This is a genomic window from Methylibium petroleiphilum PM1 (genome assembly GCF_000015725.1).
Lineage (GTDB): Bacteria > Pseudomonadota > Gammaproteobacteria > Burkholderiales > Burkholderiaceae_C > Methylibium > Methylibium petroleiphilum.
The window spans coordinates 1,879,116-1,896,177 of sequence record NC_008825.1 but is presented as its reverse complement, the minus strand read 5'-3'; the positions used below and the strand labels follow the sequence as shown (position 1 = coordinate 1,896,177).

Annotated in this window: 11 protein-coding genes; 2 read left to right on the top strand and 9 right to left on the bottom strand. The window is 70.1% G+C overall.

All coding sequences use genetic code 11. The features are described from left to right. Positions 1 to 3: 3 nt before the first annotated feature. Both MPE_RS08870 and purL read right to left on the bottom strand, forming a co-directional pair. Positions 4 to 735 (bottom strand): acetyltransferase domain-containing protein, encoded by a 732-nt coding sequence (locus MPE_RS08870; RefSeq protein ID WP_011829358.1) that lies wholly within the window; start codon positions 733 to 735, stop codon positions 4 to 6. Beyond that, complete coding sequence (gene purL / locus MPE_RS08865; RefSeq protein WP_011829357.1) at positions 735 to 4,745, bottom strand: phosphoribosylformylglycinamidine synthase; 4,011 nt, start codon at positions 4,743 to 4,745, stop codon at positions 735 to 737. Before purL ends, MPE_RS08870 begins: the two co-directional genes overlap by 1 nt. A 101-nt stretch (positions 4,746 to 4,846) precedes the next feature. On the opposite strand from purL, the gene map reads away from it, so the two are divergent. Both map and MPE_RS08855 read left to right on the top strand, forming a co-directional pair. Continuing rightward, the gene (map, locus tag MPE_RS08860) at positions 4,847 to 5,650 is read left to right on the top strand and encodes a type I methionyl aminopeptidase (protein ID WP_011829356.1); all 804 of its coding nucleotides are present in this window, start codon (positions 4,847 to 4,849) and stop codon (positions 5,648 to 5,650) included. Further along, a complete protein-coding gene (locus MPE_RS08855; protein ID WP_011829355.1) occupies positions 5,650 to 8,277 on the top strand; it encodes a [protein-PII] uridylyltransferase in 2,628 nt (875 codons plus the stop codon). Before map ends, MPE_RS08855 begins: the two co-directional genes overlap by 1 nt. Positions 8,278 to 8,316: 39 nt before the next feature. Here MPE_RS08855 and MPE_RS23935 read toward each other — a convergent pair whose 3' ends face one another. The 7 genes from MPE_RS23935 to MPE_RS08820 form a co-directional block, all read right to left on the bottom strand. After that, a complete protein-coding gene (locus MPE_RS23935; RefSeq protein WP_011829354.1) occupies positions 8,317 to 8,973 on the bottom strand; it encodes an energy transducer TonB in 657 nt (218 codons plus the stop codon). 45 nt (positions 8,974 to 9,018) lie between these two features. Continuing rightward, the gene (locus MPE_RS08845) at positions 9,019 to 9,456 is read right to left on the bottom strand and encodes an ExbD/TolR family protein (protein ID WP_011829353.1); all 438 of its coding nucleotides are present in this window, start codon (positions 9,454 to 9,456) and stop codon (positions 9,019 to 9,021) included. Positions 9,457 to 9,474: 18 nt separating this feature from the next. Then, positions 9,475 to 9,906, bottom strand: a complete 432-nt coding sequence (locus tag MPE_RS08840) for an ExbD/TolR family protein (RefSeq protein ID WP_011829352.1) — start codon at positions 9,904 to 9,906, stop codon at positions 9,475 to 9,477. Between the two features lie 3 nt (positions 9,907 to 9,909). Next, entirely contained in the window at positions 9,910 to 10,761 is an 852-nt protein-coding gene (locus MPE_RS08835) for a MotA/TolQ/ExbB proton channel family protein (RefSeq protein WP_148210919.1), read from the bottom strand. Between the two features lie 380 nt (positions 10,762 to 11,141). Further along, positions 11,142 to 13,646 carry a TonB-dependent receptor plug domain-containing protein gene (locus MPE_RS08830; protein WP_011829350.1) on the bottom strand — a complete coding sequence of 835 codons (2,505 nt, stop codon included), beginning with the start codon at positions 13,644 to 13,646 and terminating at the stop codon, positions 11,142 to 11,144. Positions 13,647 to 13,664: 18 nt separating this feature from the next. Continuing rightward, positions 13,665 to 15,551 (bottom strand): dipeptide ABC transporter ATP-binding protein, encoded by a 1,887-nt coding sequence (locus tag MPE_RS08825; RefSeq protein WP_011829349.1) that lies wholly within the window; start codon positions 15,549 to 15,551, stop codon positions 13,665 to 13,667. Positions 15,552 to 15,607: 56 nt separating this feature from the next. Then, a complete protein-coding gene (locus MPE_RS08820; protein ID WP_011829348.1) occupies positions 15,608 to 17,050 on the bottom strand; it encodes an ABC transporter permease in 1,443 nt (480 codons plus the stop codon). Between the last annotated feature and the right edge of the window lie 12 nt (positions 17,051 to 17,062).

The window sequence follows — 17,062 nt, the reverse complement described above, 5'->3', positions numbered from 1 at the left end:
ACCTCACCGCACGGCCAGCCACAGCATCAGCGCGCCGATCAGCAGCGGCTGGTGCAGCATGTAGAAGCTCAGGCTCCAGCGCCCCAGCACGGCCAGCGGTCGGGCTGCGGTGGGCAACGGGCCGCCGAGCCATCCCGGGCGGTGCTCGATCAACCACCGGCCGGCCGCCAGGCCCCACCACATGACGCCCAGCCAGGGCAGCAGCGGCACGTAGTCCTCGGTGACCGGCCGGCGCGTCACCAGGCCGACCCAGTTGGCGAGCCGGCTGTCGAACAGCGGGTGCTGCACGAACTGCGGCAGCAGGATCGCCGCCAGCCCCAGCGGCCACAGCCAGCGCCCTGCACCGGCAGAGAAACGGCAGACGATCAGCATCAGCGCGATGCCGTGCAGCACGCCGAAGCTGATCCAGCTGCGCGGGAACATCAGCGCGCTGCCGGCGCTGACCAGCAGCGCGCAACCGGCGATCTGTGCCCAACGGCGCCAGAAGCGCGCCCCGCCCTGGCCGGCGTGCAGCGCGACGGCCTGGCCGAGGCCGGCGCAGAACAGGAACAGGCTGACGATCCCGGTGCGCTGGTGCAGCCAGAACGGATCGGCGTGGAAGTTCGCGCCGATCAGCCGGAAGTGGGCCAGGTCGAAGCAGAAATGGAACACCGCCATCCAGACGATGGCCAGACCGCGCAGCGCGTCGAGGCGGGCATGCCGGTCCGCGGGGGACCACAGCGGCCCGCCTCCCATCAGGCAGCCCAGCGGCGCGCGTTGCGGAACATGCGCAGCCAGGGGCTGGCAGCGGTGACGTCACCGCCGCTCCAGCTCATCTGCACGTTGCGGAACACGCGCTCGGGGTGCGGCATCAGCGCGGTGTAGCGGCCGTCGGGCGTGGTCACCGCGGTCAGGCCTTCGGGGCTGCCGTTGGGGTTGTGGGGATAGGCCTCGGTGGCGCGGCCGGCCGGGTCCACGTAGCGCATGGCGCGGTGCACCGCGCGGGCGTCGCCGCGCTGGGAGAAGTCGGCATAGCCCTCGCCGTGCGCCACCGCGATCGGCAGCCGGCTGCCGGCCATGCCGGCGAAGAACAGCGACGGACTCTCCAGCACCTCCACCTGCGCCAGCCGCGCCTCGAACTGTTCGCTGCGGTTGCGGGTGAACTTGGGCCAGGCCTGAGCGCCGGGGATGATGGGCGCCAGCGCCGCCATCATCTGGCAGCCGTTGCAGACGCCGAGCGCGAAGCTGTCGTCGCGGTTGAAGAACGCCGCGAACTGGTCGGCCAGCCGCGGGTTGAACAGCACCGAGCGCGCCCAGCCCTCGCCGGCGCCCAAGGTGTCGCCATAGCTGAAGCCGCCGCAGGCGACGAAGCCGCGGTACATGTCGAGCCGGGCCCGGCCCGACTGCAGGTCGCTCATGTGCACGTCGTAGGTCTCGAAGCCGGCCTGCGCCATCGCATAGGCCATCTCGATGTGCGAGTTGACGCCCTGCTCGCGCAGGATCGCGAGCTTCGGACGGGCGAGCTTCAGGAAGGGCGCGGCCACGTCCTCGGCCGGATCGAAGCTGGGTTGCCACTGCAGGCCGGCATCGTCCGGCGCGCCGGCTGCCGCATGCTCGGCCTCGGCACAGCCCGGGTGGTCGCGCAGCGCGGCGATGCGCCAGCTCACCTCGTCCCAGGCCTGATGCAGTTCGCGCAGCGGCGCGCTGAACACGGCCTTGGCGTCGCGCCAGACCTCGACGACACCGCGGTCGTTGGGCTTGCCGATCACGTGGCTGTGACGGCCGAGGCCGGCCTCGCGCAGCACGTGGAGCACCTTGTCGCGCTCGGCGCCGGCGACCTGGATCACCGCGCCCAACTCCTCGGCGAACAGCGCCTTCAGCGTCAGCTCCTCGCGGCGCGCACCCACCTGGCCGGCCCAGTTCTTGGCATCGCCGCTGTCCATGCGGCTGTCGGACACGCCGTCGCCCTCGGTCACCAGCAGGTCGACGTTGAGCGACACGCCGCAGTGGCCGGCGAAGGCCATCTCGCAGACCGTCGCCCACAGGCCGCCGTCGGAACGGTCGTGGTAGGCCAGCAGCCGGCCTTCGCCGCGCAGGCGGTGGATGGCGGCCACCAGCTGCTTCAGCAGCGCGGCATCGTCGAGGTCGGGTGCGCTGTCGCCCAGTTGCTCCAGCGTCTGCGCCAGGATCGAGCCGCCCAGGCGGTTGCGGCCCTGCCCCAGGTCGATCAGGATCAGCGAGGTATCACCCGGCTGCAGCTGCGGCGTGAGCGTGCCGCGCACGTCGGCGAGGCTGGCGAAGGCGGTGACGATCAGCGAGACCGGCGCGGTCACCTGCTTCGCCTCGCCGGATTCGGCGTCGCTCCAGCGCGTGCGCATCGACAGCGAATCCTTGCCGACCGGCACCGCGATGCCCAGCGCCGGACACAGCTCCAGGCCGACCGCGCGCACCGTGTCGTACAGCGCTGCGTCCTCGCCGGGTTCGCCGCAGGCGGCCATCCAGTTGCAGCTGAGCTTGACGCGCGGCAGCTCGATCGGCGCGGCCAGCAGGTTGGTGATGCTCTCGGCCACCGCCATGCGGCCGGCGGCCGGCGCGTCGATCAGGGCCAGCGGCGTGCGCTCGCCCATCGCCATGGCCTCGCCGTGGAAGCCGGCATGGTCGGCCAGCGTCACCGCGCAGTCGGCCACCGGCACCTGCCACGGGCCGACCATCTGGTCACGATGGCTCAGACCCCCGACCGTGCGGTCGCCGATGGTGATCAGGAAGCGCTTGCTGGCCACCGTGGGATGGCGCAGCACGTCGAAGGCGGCCTGCTGCAGCGTCACGCCCGCCAGCGCCAACGGCTCCAGGTGGTGCGCCACGCGCTGCACCTGGCGGTGCATCTTCGGCGGCTTGCCGAGCAGCACGTCCATCGGCATGTCGATCGGCGTGCCGTGCTCGCCCTGTCCGCCGGGGCCGTCCTCGAGCACCAGCTGCAGTGCGTCGCTGGCGACACCGACCACCGCGTAGGGGCAGCGTTCACGGGTGGCCATCGCCTCGAACAGCGGCAGGCTCTCGGGCGCGATCGCCAGCACGTAGCGTTCCTGGCTCTCGTTGCACCAGATCTCCTTCGGCGCCAGGCCGCTTTCCTCCAGCGGCACCTTGCGCAGGTCGAAACGCGCGCCGCGGCCGGCGTCGTGCACCAGCTCGGGGAAGGCATTGCTGATGCCACCGGCGCCGACGTCGTGCACCGCGAGGATGGGATTGCCCGCGCCCAGCGCCCAGCAGTGGTTCAGGACCTCCTGCGCGCGCCGCTGGATCTCCGGATTGCCGCGCTGCACCGAATCGAAATCCAGTGCCGCGGTGTTGGCGCCGGCCGCCATCGAGCTGGCGGCACCGCCGCCCATGCCGATGCGCATGCCGGGACCGCCGAGCTGGATCAGCAGCGTGCCGGCCGGGAACGGGATCTTGTGGGTCTGGCCGTCGCTGATCGTGCCCAGGCCCCCGGCGATCATGATGGGCTTGTGGTAGCCGCGGCGCTGCGCCTGCGCACCGGCGCCGACCGTCTGCTCGTAGACGCGGAAGTAGCCGCCCAGGTTGGGTCGGCCGAACTCGTTGTTGAAGGCCGCGCCGCCCAGCGGGCCGTCGATCATGATCTGCAGCGCGCTCGCGATGTGCTCGGGCTTGCCGTAGCGCACACGCTCCCAGGGCTCATGGGTGCCGGGCAACTGGAGGTTGGAGACCGAGAAGCCGGTCAGGCCGGCCTTGGGCCGGGCGCCGCGCCCGGTGGCGCCCTCGTCGCGGATCTCGCCGCCGGCGCCGGTGGACGCACCGGCGAACGGGGAGATCGCCGTCGGGTGGTTGTGCGTCTCGACCTTCATCAGCACGTGGGCCGTCTCGTGGCGCGCCGCATAGACCGGCGCATTGGTGTAGCCCTGCGGTAGCCAGCGCTCGATCGGGAAGCCCTCCATCACCGCCGCGTTGTCGCTGTACGCCACGATGGTGTGCTGCGGCGAGGTCTTGTGGGTGTGACGGATCATCTGGAACATCGAGTGTTCCTGAGCCTCGCCGTCGATCGTGAACTGCGCGTTGAAGATCTTGTGGCGGCAGTGCTCGGAGTTCGCCTGCGCGAACATCATCAGCTCCACGTCGGTCGGGTTGCGCTGCAGTCCGGTGAAGGCGGCGACGAGGTAATCGATCTCGTCGTCGCTCAGCGCCAGGCCGAAGTCGCGGTTCGCCGCTTCCAGCGCCGTGCGACCCCGGCCGATCACGTCGACCGTCTCCATCGGCTTCCCCGGCTGGGCATCGAACAGGTGGGCCGCGGCGCCGTGCTCGAAGGCCACGCTCTCGGTCATGCGGTCGTGCAGCAGTTCGGCCACGGCCGCGCGCTCGGCATCGGTGAGCGGCTTGCTGCCGCCGAGCAGTCCGCCCTTGAGCGTCAGCCGGTACTCGGTGACGCGCTCGACGCGGCGGATGCCCAGGCCGCAGTTGTGGGCAATGTCGGTGGCCTTGCTGGCCCAGGGCGACACCGTGCCCAGGCGCGGCATCACCAGCACCAGGGTGCCCTCCGTCGGGCCGGCATAGGCGTTGCCGTAGCGCAGCAGGCCGGCCAGCTTGTCGCGTGCGGCTGCATCGAGCGCCGCCTCCGCCGCCACCCAGTGCACGTGCCGGGCATGGACCGCGGTGATGCCGGCGGCGAGCGCCTGCAACCGCGGCAACAGGGCCTGGGCACGGAAGGCGGACAGCGCGTTGCCGCCGTCGAAGGAGAGGATCGTGGGCTGGGTCATGGGGCGCGCGGAAGTCGCGGGTCTGGAGGGCGTGCGGTGCGAGGCGGGATGTCCCCTCGCAAACCCTAGATTTTACGGGCCTGATGAGATAATCCCCGGCTATGTCGATCACGATCAAGACCGCCGCCGACGCCGACGGCATGCGCATCGCGGGGCGGCTCGCCTCCGAGGTGCTGGACATGCTGACGCTGCACGTCAAGCCCGGCATCACCACCGACGAGCTGGACCGCCTGGCGCACCGGCACATCGTCGAGGTGCAGGATGCCGTCCCGGCGCCGCTGAACTACGCGCCGCCCGGCTACACGCCCTACCCCAAGTCGATCTGCACGTCGATCAATCATCAGGTCTGCCACGGCATCCCGAACGACCGGCCGCTGAAGAACGGCGACATCGTCAACATCGACGTCACCGTCATCAAGGACGGCTGGCACGGCGACACCAGTCGCATGTTCGTGGTCGGCGAGGGCTCGATCGCGGCCCGCCGGCTGTGCTCGCTCACCTACGAGGCCATGTGGCGCGGCATTGTCAAGGTGAAGCCCGGCGTGCGGCTCGGCGACATCGGCCACGCGATCCAGACCTTCACCGAACGCCAGGGCTTCTCGATCGTGCGCGAGTTCTGCGGGCACGGCATCGGCCGCAAGTTCCACGAGGAACCACAGGTGCTGCATTACGGCCGCCCCGGCACGCTGGAGGAACTGGTGCCCGGCATGGTGTTCACGATCGAGCCGATGGTGAACGCCGGGCGCCGCGAGATCAAGGAACTGGGCGACGGCTGGACCATCGTGACCAAGGACCGCTCGCTCTCGGCGCAGTGGGAGCACACGGTGCTGGTCACCGACACCGGCTACGAGGTGCTCACCCTCTCGGCCGGCAGCCCACCGCCGCCGGAACCCGGCGCGGCCTGATGAGCGCAGCGCTGCTGCCCGCAACGCCCCCCGCCCCCACCGTGCCGGCGCTGCGCGCGCGCCTGCGCGACGGCAAGGCCGCGCTGATCGAGCGCTTCCGCGCCTCGCGCCCCACCGCACCGGCCGCCACGCGGCTGATCCGCGGCTTGGCACGCCACGTCGACGGCACGCTGCTGCACCTGTGGCAGCACGCGCTGATGCCCAAGGGCGCGGCGCTGGTGGCCGTGGGCGGCTACGGCCGCGGCGAGCTGTTCCCCTACTCCGATGTCGATGTGCTGGTGCTGCTCCCGGCCACGCACGGCGACGCGCACGACAACGACGCGCTCAAGTCCACCATCGGCGGCTTCATCACCGCCTGCTGGGACATCGGCCTCGAGATCGGATCGAGCGTGCGCACCATCGACGAGTGCGTGGCCGAGTCCGAGCGCGACGTGACGGTGCAGACCGCTCTGCTCGAGGCGCGCTTCCTGTGCGGTTCGCGCCGCGTGTTCGACGAGTTCCGGCGTGCCCACCTGGCCGCGCTCGACCCGGCCGCGTTCCTGCGGGCGAAGACGCTGGAGATGCACCAGCGCCACACCAAGTACGAGGACACGCCCTACTCGCTGGAGCCCAACTGCAAGGAAAGCCCGGGCGGCCTGCGCGACCTGCAGACCGTGATCTGGATCGCCCGCGCGGCCCGGCTCGGCAAGACCTGGACCGCACTGGCCGCCAACGGCATGGTCACGCCCTTCGAGGTCAAGCAACTGCAGCGCAACGAAGGCCTGCTCAAGCTGATCCGGGCGCGTCTGCACATGGTGGCGGGCCGGCGCGAGGATCGGCTGGTGTTCGACCTGCAGACTGCCGTGGCCGAGAGCTTCGGCTACCAGAGCACGCGCGAGCGGCGCGCCTCCGAGGCGCTGATGCGGCGGTACTACTGGGCCGCCAAGGCAGTGGCGCAGCTCAACCAGATCCTGATGCTCAACATCGAGGAGCAGATCCAGGGCACCGGCAAGTCGCCGATGCGCCCCATCAACGACAAGTTCCTCGACCGTGGCGGCATGCTCGAGGTCGTCAGCGACGACCTCTACCAGCGCGATCCGCACGCCATCCTCGAGACCTTCGTGACCTACCAGCAGACGGTCGGCATGAAGGGCCTGTCGGCGCGCACGCTGCGCGCGCTGTACAACTCGCGCGACGTGATGAACGGCGCGTTCCGGCGCGACCCGGTCAACCGCGCGCTGTTCATGCAGATCCTCATCAACCCCACGGGCCGGCAGACGCACGCCTTTCGGCTGATGAACCAGACGTCGGTGCTGGGACGCCATCTGTGGGTGTTCCGCCGCATCGTCGGGCAGATGCAGCACGACCTGTTCCACGTCTACACCGTGGACCAGCACATCCTGATGGTGCTGCGCAACGTGCGGCGCTTCTTCATCGCCGAGCATGCTCACGAGTACCCGTTCTGCTCGCAGCTCGGTGCACAGTTCGAGCGGCCGTGGGTGCTGTACGTGGCGGCGCTGTTCCACGACGTGGCCAAGGGCCGCGGCGGCGACCACTCCGACCTGGGCGGCGTCGAGGTACGGCGCTTCTGCCGCGACCACGGCATCGCGCGCGAGGACGCGCAGCTGATCGAGTTCCTGGTGCGCGAGCACCTCACCATGAGCCGCATCGCGCAGAAGGAGGACCTGAGCGACGCCGAGGTGATCGAGACCTTCGCCACCAAGGTCAAGGACCCTCGCACGCTCACCGCGCTCTACCTGCTGACCGTGGCCGACATCCGCGGCACCAGCCCCAAGGTCTGGAATGCGTGGAAGGGCAAACTGCTCGAGGATCTGTACCGCGCCACATTGCGCGCGCTCGGCGGCGCCAAGCCCAACGTCGCGGCCGAGCTGGAGGCGCGCAAGCAGGAAGCCCTGCACGTGCTCAACCTGTATTCGCTGCTGCCGGGCGTGCAGCAGCCGCTGTGGGACACGCTGGAGCTCAGCTACTTCGTGCGCCACGACGCGGCCGACATCGCCTGGCACGCCCGCTCGCTCTACCGCCACGTCGACACCCGCATCCCGGTGGTGCGGGCGCGCCTCTCCAGCGTCGGCGAAGGGCTGCAGGTGCTGGTCTACGCACCGGACCGGCCCGACCTGTTCGCGCGCATCTGCGGCTACTTCGACAGCGCCGGCTTCAACATCCTCGACGCCAAGATCCACACCACCACCATCGGCTACGCGCTCGACACCTTCCAGGTCATCTCGCAGCACGTCGAACAGTACGTCGACGTGGCCTACCGCGACCTGATCTCGCTGGTCGAGATCCAGCTGTCCGAGGCGCTGGCCGCCGACGGGCCGCTGCCCGAACCGAGCCGCGGCCGCCTGTCGCGTCGCGTCAAGTCCTTCCCGGTCACGCCACGGGTGCTGCTCAAGCCCGACGAGCGCGCCCAGCGCTGGCTGCTCAGCGTGTCGGCCAGCGACCGATCGGGCCTGCTCTACGCGATCGCGCGCGTTCTGGCGCGCCACCAGCTCAACCTGCAGCTCGCCAAGGTCACCACACTCGGTGAGCGCGTCGAGGACACCTTCCTGATCAACGGCGCGTCGCTGCAGCAGAACCGACAGCAGATCGCCATCGAGACCGAGCTGCTGGACGCGATCGCGCCCTGAACCCGGCACCGGGCAGGCCGGCCGCCGGTCCGGCTGGCTTCACTCGATCTTGAACTCGAACTCCTGTACGGCGATCACGTCGTCGGCACCGCTCACGCACTTGTACTGCAGCATCGCGCTGCGCACCGCGGCGTGGAAGACGCGTGGCCCCGACAGGATGGTGACCTCCTTGACCACGCCGCCGCTGATGCGCGCCTGCGCCCGTACCACGCCGGAAGTGCCCTCCTGCAGGGCGCGGCGCGGCAGTTCCGGCTTGACCTGCGTCGGGCAGACCACCGTGATGTCGCTGCGGCTGGGAGCAGGCGGGGCCGGCGGCGCCGGCGGCGGGGCGGGCGGCGGGGGCGGCTCGATCTTGTATTCCACCTTCGGCGGCTCGGGCGCCACGGTGATCGGCGGCGCGGGGGCCGGCGGCGGGGTGATCTCCGGCGGCGGCACGTAGGGCGGCGGCGGCGCCTTCACCTTCGGTGGTGGCGCAGGCTTCCGGATCTCCTTGGGCGGCGGCGGGGGCGGCGGAGGCGGCGGCGGCGGAGGGAGCTCCGCGATGATCTTCGCCTCGAGCGGCTTGCGGACCACCTCGACCACGCTGCGGGCCAGACCCGACACCAGCGCATAGAAGATGAAGACGTGCAGCACCGCCACGACGACGAAGCCGACGAAGCGCCGCGACGGCGGCTGACGTTCGAAGCTCAGGTCCATGCCAACGGACTCCGGGCCCCGGCGTGCAGCGGGCCGGCCGCGACGCTATTCGATGAACTGTTCACTGCCGACGATGCCGAATTTGGTGAGGCCGTTGCGCTGCACCGCGGCCATCACGCCGGCCACGGTGCTGTACTTCGAGAGCCGGTCGGGCCGCAGGTGCAGCTCGGGCTGCGCCTCCAGCGGCAGTGCCGCCATGGCCTGCAGCCGGCGCTCGGCCTCGACGACGTTGGCGACCGGCTCGGCGTTGAAGAAGATCGCATCGTTGGCATCGATGTCGATCTTCATCACCTGCGGCGGCACGACCTGCGGCGGTGGCGGGCCGACCGGCATGTCGAGCTTGACCGCGTGCAGCTGGATCGGGATGGTGATGATGAGCATGATCAGCAGCACCAGCATCACGTCGATCAGCGGCGTGGTGTTGATCTCCATCATCAGCTCGGGCTCGTTGCCGGCGTCGGCGCCCAGCGGGCTCATGGCCATGGTCGAAAGGCTCCTGCGTCAACCGCCGCGCGGCGGCGGCTCGGTGATGAACGACACCTTGGTGATGCCGGCGCGCTGGCAGGCGTAGACCACCTTGCCGACCGCGTCGTAGCGTGCCGCAAGGTCACCGCGAATCTGCACCTCGGGCTGCGGCTTCATCGCCGCCACCTTCTTGAGCCGCTCGACCAGCGCGTTCGCGTTCGGCACGCGGCTGTCGTACCAGTACATCGCGCCGCCGGCGTCGACCGAGATGATCACGTTCTCGGGCTTGCTCTCGCGGACCTGGATCGTCTCCTTCGGCAGCGTGACGGGGATCGAGGTGGTGACGACCGGGATGGTGATCAGGAAGATGATCAGCAGCACCAGCATCACGTCGACCAGCGGCGTGGTGTTGATCGCCGAGACGACCTCGTCCTCGTCCCCTCCCGCGGGGCCGACGCTCATCGCCATCGCTCAGGCCTTGGCCGGGGCGCGGCTCGTGGCGAGCAGCACCGAATGCAGGTCGTTGCCGAAGGCGCGCACTTCTTCCATCGAGCCCTTGTTGCGACGCACCAGCCAGTTGTAGCCCAGCACCGCCGGCACGGCGACCGCCAGGCCGATGGCCGTCATGATCAGGGCCTCGCCCACCGGGCCCGCCACCTTGTCGATCGAGGCCTGCCCGGCCACGCCGATCGCGGTGAGGGCGTGGTAGATGCCCCAGACCGTGCCGAACAGACCGACGAAGGGTGCGGTGGAACCCACGGTGGCCAGGAACGCCAGGCCGTCCTGCAGGCGGCTCTGCACGCGCTCCATCGCGCGCTGGATCGACATCGTGACCCAGCTGTTCAGGTCCACGTGCTCGAACAGGCCGCCGTGCTTCTTGGTCGCCTCGAGGCCGGCCTCGGCGATGAAGCGGAACGGGCTCGTCTGCTCCAGCGTGTCGGCCCCCTGCCGCACGCTGCCGGCGCTCCAGAAGCTCTTGGCGGCCAGCTTGGCCTGGCGGTTGAGCCTGGCCTGCTCGATGAACTTGACGACGATGATGTACCAACTGCCCATCGACATCACGACCAGAATCAGCAGCACGGCCTTCGCAACGCCATCGCTGGTTCGCCACAGCGACTCCAGGCCATAGGGGTTCTCGGCCACCGCCGCCGGTGCTGGCGCGGCCGCCGCAGGGACGACGGCCGCGGAGGCCGCCGGCTCGCTGGGCACCACCGCCTGGGCATGAACGACCGAAGGCGTCAGGGCCGTCCCGGCCATCAGCAGGGCCAAGGCGAACGTCCCCAGCAAGGCGACAGCCGAACGGCCACGAAAGCAACGAATCATGAAATCTCCGGGAGGCGTGCGTTGAAACGAGATTGTCGCGGGGGGACGATGCCGCTCGCAGGAGCGACTCATCGCGGACCCACGGGGTCAGCGGGCGGAACAGCGCTTCGTGAGCGGATGCGATTATGAAACCCGGCGGGCTGCCGGTCGGCCAAAAGCATACGCCGTGCGTCGAGGGAGGCGCTCCTGGTTTTGATCCGGGTCAGTTCGTTCATCGGACGTCGTAAGAGAATTTTTCAAATTCTCATACAACATTCATGCCATGGATCGACGGAGCACCTTTCCTCGATCGTCCCTGGCAGCATCGTCGTCGAGCTGTCGTTTCGCTTTCGATATCGCTGACAAGCTGGCAGCTCGAATTGCACGACGACTTCGACGGTTCAATTGAACTCGTAGCTCGCATTCAGGAAGAAGAAGCGCCCCCGGTTGGTGTACAGCTCGGCGAAGCCGAGCTGGGAGTAGCGACCGTCGGAGGCGTTGGTCACGCTGAACGGCGGCATGCGGTCGAACAGGTTGCGGATGCCGAAGTCGAGGCGCAGGTTCTTCAGGCCGGTGAAGCCGGACACCCAGTCGACCTCGTGGTGGGCGGCCACCTTGCGGGTGCCGGGCGCAGGATCGGGCTCGTCGGTGTCGTAGAAGCCGCCGGTCGAGCGCAGCGCCAGGGTGTTGGCCCAGGTCGCCAGCTCCCAGGTCACGCTGAAGAGGTTGCGCCACTTCGGCGCGGCGTAGGTCTCCTTCAGGTCCTGCCAGGGCTGGCCCGGCCCGTCCTGCCGCTCCTGCTTCAGGTAGTAGGCCGTGTCGTTGCGCAGCGTGAAGCTGCCGGCGCCCGCGCTGCCGAGGCGCTGCTCGAGCTGCAGGTCCAGCCCCTGCACGCGGGCCTTCGAGAAGTTCTGCAGGTCGGTGTCGACGACGATGCGGCCCTGCGCGTCCTGGGCGAACTTGCCGGCCGCGATGGCCTGGTCGACGGTCGGCGTGTTGATCTGGTCGGCGATCTTGATCTGCCAGATGTCGAGCGTGGCATTGAACCCCCCCTCTGGCGACAGCACGAAGCCGAGGTTGTAGGTGCGGCCCTTCTCCGGCTGCAGACGCGGGTTGGAGCCGTTGGCGAAGAAGCCCGACAGCGTGCAGCCGGCCGGCTGGCCGAAGGCGGCGCACAGCGTGTCGTTGGTGAAGTCGGCGGCGCCGCTCTCGCGCGCGCCGTAGAGCTGCTTCAGGCTCGGCATGCGGAAGCTCTCGGTGTACGAGGCCCGGGTGCTGAAGGCCGGCGTGAACAGGTAGCGCGCGGCCAGCTTGGGGCTGGTCTTGCTGGCGCTGGGGTAATGGTCGTAGCGCAACGCCACCTGCCCTTCGAGCTGAGGCGTCACCGGCACGTTGAGCTCGGTGAAGAACGCGTAGGCCTTGCGCTCGGCATCGACGGCCGCCTGCTGGATGCTGCCGACGATCTCTCCGGCCTGCGACAGCGCATCCGGCGTGTCGACGATCGACTCCTTCCAGACCGAAGTGCCGACCGCATAGGACAGCGGGCCGGCCGGCATCTGCAGCAGTTCGCCGGTCAGCTTGCCGTTGGCGAACAGGATCTTCGACTCGCCCTCGCGGCGCGGTCGCACCTTCAGCGACTCGACCAGCGCCGGGTCGTTGTTGAGCGAGCTGGCGTCGAGCTGGTCGACGCCGGCATAGGTGAAATAGTTGCGGTCGTCGTTGACGACCCGGCTGCGGCCCTGGCCGACATCGACCTTCCACTCGACCTCGCCGAGCGTGCCCTCGAGCCCGGTCGACAGTTGCAGCAGGTTGGCCGTGCGCTGGGTCAGGCGCGGCCCGCCCTGCATGAAACGGCCAACGAAGAAGTCGCCGTTGCCGTCGAGGAAGTAGTCGGGCGCGGGATGGCCCACGAAGGTGTCGCGCGAGCGGGAGGCCAGCACCTCGGCGAAGCCCTGGAGACCGGGCGTCAGCTGCACCGTGCCCAGCAGCATGCCGCTGAGCCGATCGGCGCCGTTGTAGGCGCTCAGCAGGCTGGCATTGAAGTCGTAGCGGCACAGCCCGTCGGCACCGATCTGCGCCGGCGGGCAGGGTCGCACGTAGGCGCCAGGAATGGGGATGAAGTCGGCATCGACATAGTTGCCGGTGGGCGCGAAGATGCTGCGGCTGTCGGGCCCGCCGAAGCGCCGGAAATCGGCCGAACTGGACATGTCGCGGTCGCTGCGCTGGATCGGGTCGCGCTTGAACAGGTCGAGGCCGGCGAACACGTTGTAGCCGTCGGCCGCCAGCGAGCCGAAGCCGGCCGACAGGCCGGCCTTGCGCTCCTCGCCATCGCCGCGGCTGGAAATGCCGTAGCCGGCGCGCAGTTCGAAGCCGGTGTAGCTCTTGCGGGTGATGAAGTTGACGACGCCGGCCACCGCATCGGCGCCATAGATCGCCGAACCGCCGTCCTTCAGGATCTCCACGCGCTCGATCGCGGCGAGCGGGATGGAGTTGACGTCGACCGCGGCGCCCGCCCCCGAGGAGTCGTACAGCGCATTGATCGGCAGCCGGCGGCCGTTCAGCAGCACCAGCACATTGGTCTCGGCCAGGCCGCGCATGAAGACGATGGCAGTGCCCGAGCCGACCGGCGTGCCCGAGGACAGCTCGCCGTCATCGAAGATGTCGAGCGACATGATCGATTTCATCAGCTCGTTGATCGTCGACGCGCCGGTCCGCTCGATGTCCTTGTGGGTCACCACCTGCACCGGCACCGGCCCCTCGACCTGGCTGCGCTTGATGGCCGAACCGGTCACCTCGACCCGCTCGAGCCTCTGCGCGTCCTGCGCCTGCACGCCTGCGGCGAACGACAGCAGCGCGCTGCCGACGAGCGCCGTGCAGCGTGCAAAAGTCGGGGGTCTACGGGACATCGGGGTGGCTCCTGCGGGTCACGGTGGATCGAACTGGGACGATTGGAACATCTGGCGGTCCAGCCTCGGCACGGCCGCCAGCAGGCGACGCGTGTAGGCGCTGCGCGGCGCTTCGAGCACGCCGCCGACCGGACCCACCTCCTCGAAGCGCCCGCGGTGCATCACGGCCACCTCGTCGGCGATGTACTCGACCACGCCGATGTTGTGCGTGATGAACAGGTAGGACACGCCGAGCTCGCGCTGCAGCTCGCGCAGCAGGTTGAGGATCTGCGCCTGCACCGACACGTCGAGCGCCGAGGTCGGCTCGTCGCACACCAGCAGGCGCGGCTCGACCGCCAGCGCCCGCGCGATCGCGATGCGCTGGCGCTGGCCGCCCGAGAACTCGTGCGGCCAGCGCTCCAGTGCGTCGCGGCGCAGGCCGACGCGCTCGACCAGCGTCTCGATGCGCGCGCGGCGCGCGGCACGGTCGAGTTCGGGCCGCAGTGCAACCAGGCCCTCCTCCAGCGCCTCGAACACCCGCATGCGCGGGTCGAGCGACGCGAACGGGTCCTGGAACACGATCTGGATCTCGCGGCGCGCCCGCCGCAGCGCATCACCCTGAAGCGAGAACAGGTCCTCGCCTCGCCACAGCGCCCGGCCCTCGACCGCCGCCGTGCCGCGCAGCAGCTGCAGCAGGGCCTTGCCGATCGTCGTCTTGCCGCAACCCGACTCGCCCACCAGCGCCAGCGTGCGCCCGGCGTCGAGCCGGAACGACACGCCGTCGACCGCCGTCACGTGCGAGCGGGCGCGCTGCAGCAGCCCGCCGCGCACCGGGAAACGCACCACGAGGTTCTGCACGTCCAGCAGCAGCGAGGGCTCGGCCGGCGCCGGCCGGGCCGCAGGCGCGTCGATCGCTGTCGTGGCCGGCGCCGACCCGGGCGGCGATGCGCCGTCGACATACAGCAGGCAGCGCACCTGATGGCCGGCCGCGGTCTCGATCAGCGGCGGCTCGGTACCGTGGCAGCGATCGAACACGCGGTCGCAGCGGTCGGCGAAGCGGCAGCCCTCGAAGCGCCGCCACAGCGGCGGCACGCTGCCGGCGATCGCCGCGAGCTCGCCGCCGCGCTGGCTGGCGTCGGGCACGGCGCGCAACAGCAGCCGGGCGTAGGGGTGGCGCGGGTGGGCGAAGAAGTCCTTCGCGCTCGCCACCTCGACGATCTGGCCGGCATACATCAGCGCCACCGTCTGCGCCATGCCGGCCACCACGCCGAGGTCGTGCGTGATCAGCATCAGCCCCAGTCCGCGCTCGCGCTGCAGTTCGCGCAGCAGGTCGAGGATCTGCTTCTGGATCGTGACGTCGAGTGCGGTGGTCGGCTCGTCGGCCACCAGGAACTCGGGCTCGGCGGCCAGCGCGATGGCGATCATCACGCGCTGCTTCTGCCCGCCGCTCAGGCGGAACGGGTAGTCGTCGATGCGCCTCTCGGGCTCGGGGATGCCCACGCGCTTCAGCCAGTCCAGCGCCTTGGCCCGCGCTGCCGCGCCGCGCAGCGCCGTGTGCGCCTCGATCGCTTCGACGATCTGCGTGCCGATCCGCATCACCGGGTTCAGGCTGGTCGCCGGCTCCTGGAAGATCATGCCGACGCGCGCACCGCGCACCGCCCGCATGCGCGACTCCGGCAGGTCCAGCAGTTCCTCGCCGCCCAGCCGCACCGAGCCCGCGGTGACGCGGCCGTTCTCGGGCAGCAACCGCATCAGCGCCAACGCCGTCATGCTCTTGCCGCAGCCCGACTCGCCCACCAGCGCGAAGGTCTCGCCACGCGTGATCGCCAGGCTCAGGCCGTCGATCGCGCGCACCAGGCCGGCGTCGGCGTCGAGCGCGACGTGCAGCGCCTCGATGGACAGGGTGTCTGCAGGCGCAGCGCTCACTGGACGACCTTCGTGCTGCGCACTCCGGTTTTCGCCCTCGGGGCGGCCCGGCGTGCTCATGGCACCGACTTGCCGGCGGCCGGCAGCACACGGGCGCGGAAGCTGCGTGAGCGCGGATCGAAGGCGTCGCGCACGCCGTCGGCGAACAGGTTGGCCGCCAGCACCAGCGTCACCATGAATCCGAAGGCCGCGGCGAACGACCACCACACCACCGGATCGCGGCTCATCTCGCTGCGCGCCAGGTTGATCATGCCGCCGTAGCTGTTCATCGACGGGTCGACACCGACGCCCACATAGCTCAGCACCGCTTCGTAGAGGATCAGCGCCGAGAACTCCAGCACCGTGGTGATCAGCACCAGGTGCATCACGTTGGGCAGGATGTGGCGCGCCATGATGCGCAGCGGCCCGACGCCGAAGGCGGTGGCTGCCTGCACGTATTCGAGCTCGCGGACCTTCAGCGTCTCGGCGCGCAGCAGCCGGCACAGCGAGGCCCAGCCGGTCAGGCCCAGCACCAGGCACAGCAGCAGCAGCCGAACGTCGGCGCGCTCGGCGCCGGTCTCGAACAGCTCCGGATGCTGGTCGATGAAGGCCTGCACCATCAGCACGCAGGCGGCGATCAGCAGCACGTTGGGCACCGAGGACAGCGTCGTGTAGACATACTGGATCAGGTCGTCGACCCAGCCGCGGAAGTAGCCGGCGACCACACCGAACACGATGGCCAGCGGCAGCGTGGCGATCGTCGCCAGCGTGCCGATCACGAAGGCGGTGCGCACGCTCTTGAGCGCCTGCAGCAGCACGTCGTTGCCGGTGCGGTCGGTGCCGAGCACGTGGTAGTGGCCCATCAGCGCGATCACCGGACCAGCCAGCAGCGCCATCGCCGCCAGCGTGAGCCAGGCCGCGCGCACGGGCAGGTCGGTCTCGTTGCGCAGCAGTGCGCGCAACGACTGCGCGAAGGAGCGCCGCCCGGCCCGCGCCATCGCGCCGGCCAGCGCGGCGCCGATGACCACCGCGACAGCGGCGCCGGCGGCCAGCCCGGCCAGCGCGCGCCGCGTCACGTCGGCGGCCCATTGCGTGGCTGGGTCCTGGAGGTGGGCGCCGGCATGCTGCAGCCGCGGGTAGCCGCGCTCGGTGCTGCCGCCCACCTGCAGGCTCTGCTTCGCGAAGCCCTGCCAGGCCAGCGGCCGCGAGTAGGTGGCCTCGCGCATCTCGAACTGGCGCGCCAGCAGCGCATCGAGCACCGATTCCGCGCGAGGACTGTAGGCCTGCACCTGCCCCTCGCCTGCCGGCAGGGCGCGGCGGAAGTGCAGCGAATCGAGCAGCGCCACCGTCCCGAAGGCCAGAAGCACCAGCGCGGAACACAGCGCCGGCGCCTCGCGGAAGGCCTTGCGCCAGGGCCGCCGCGCCTCCGGATTGCGCCATATCCACCAAGCGTACAGCGTCACGCCCAGCGCCAGGAGCAGCATCACCGCGTCGGTCCAGAGGAAGACGAGTCGGGGCATGCCGTTCGCTCC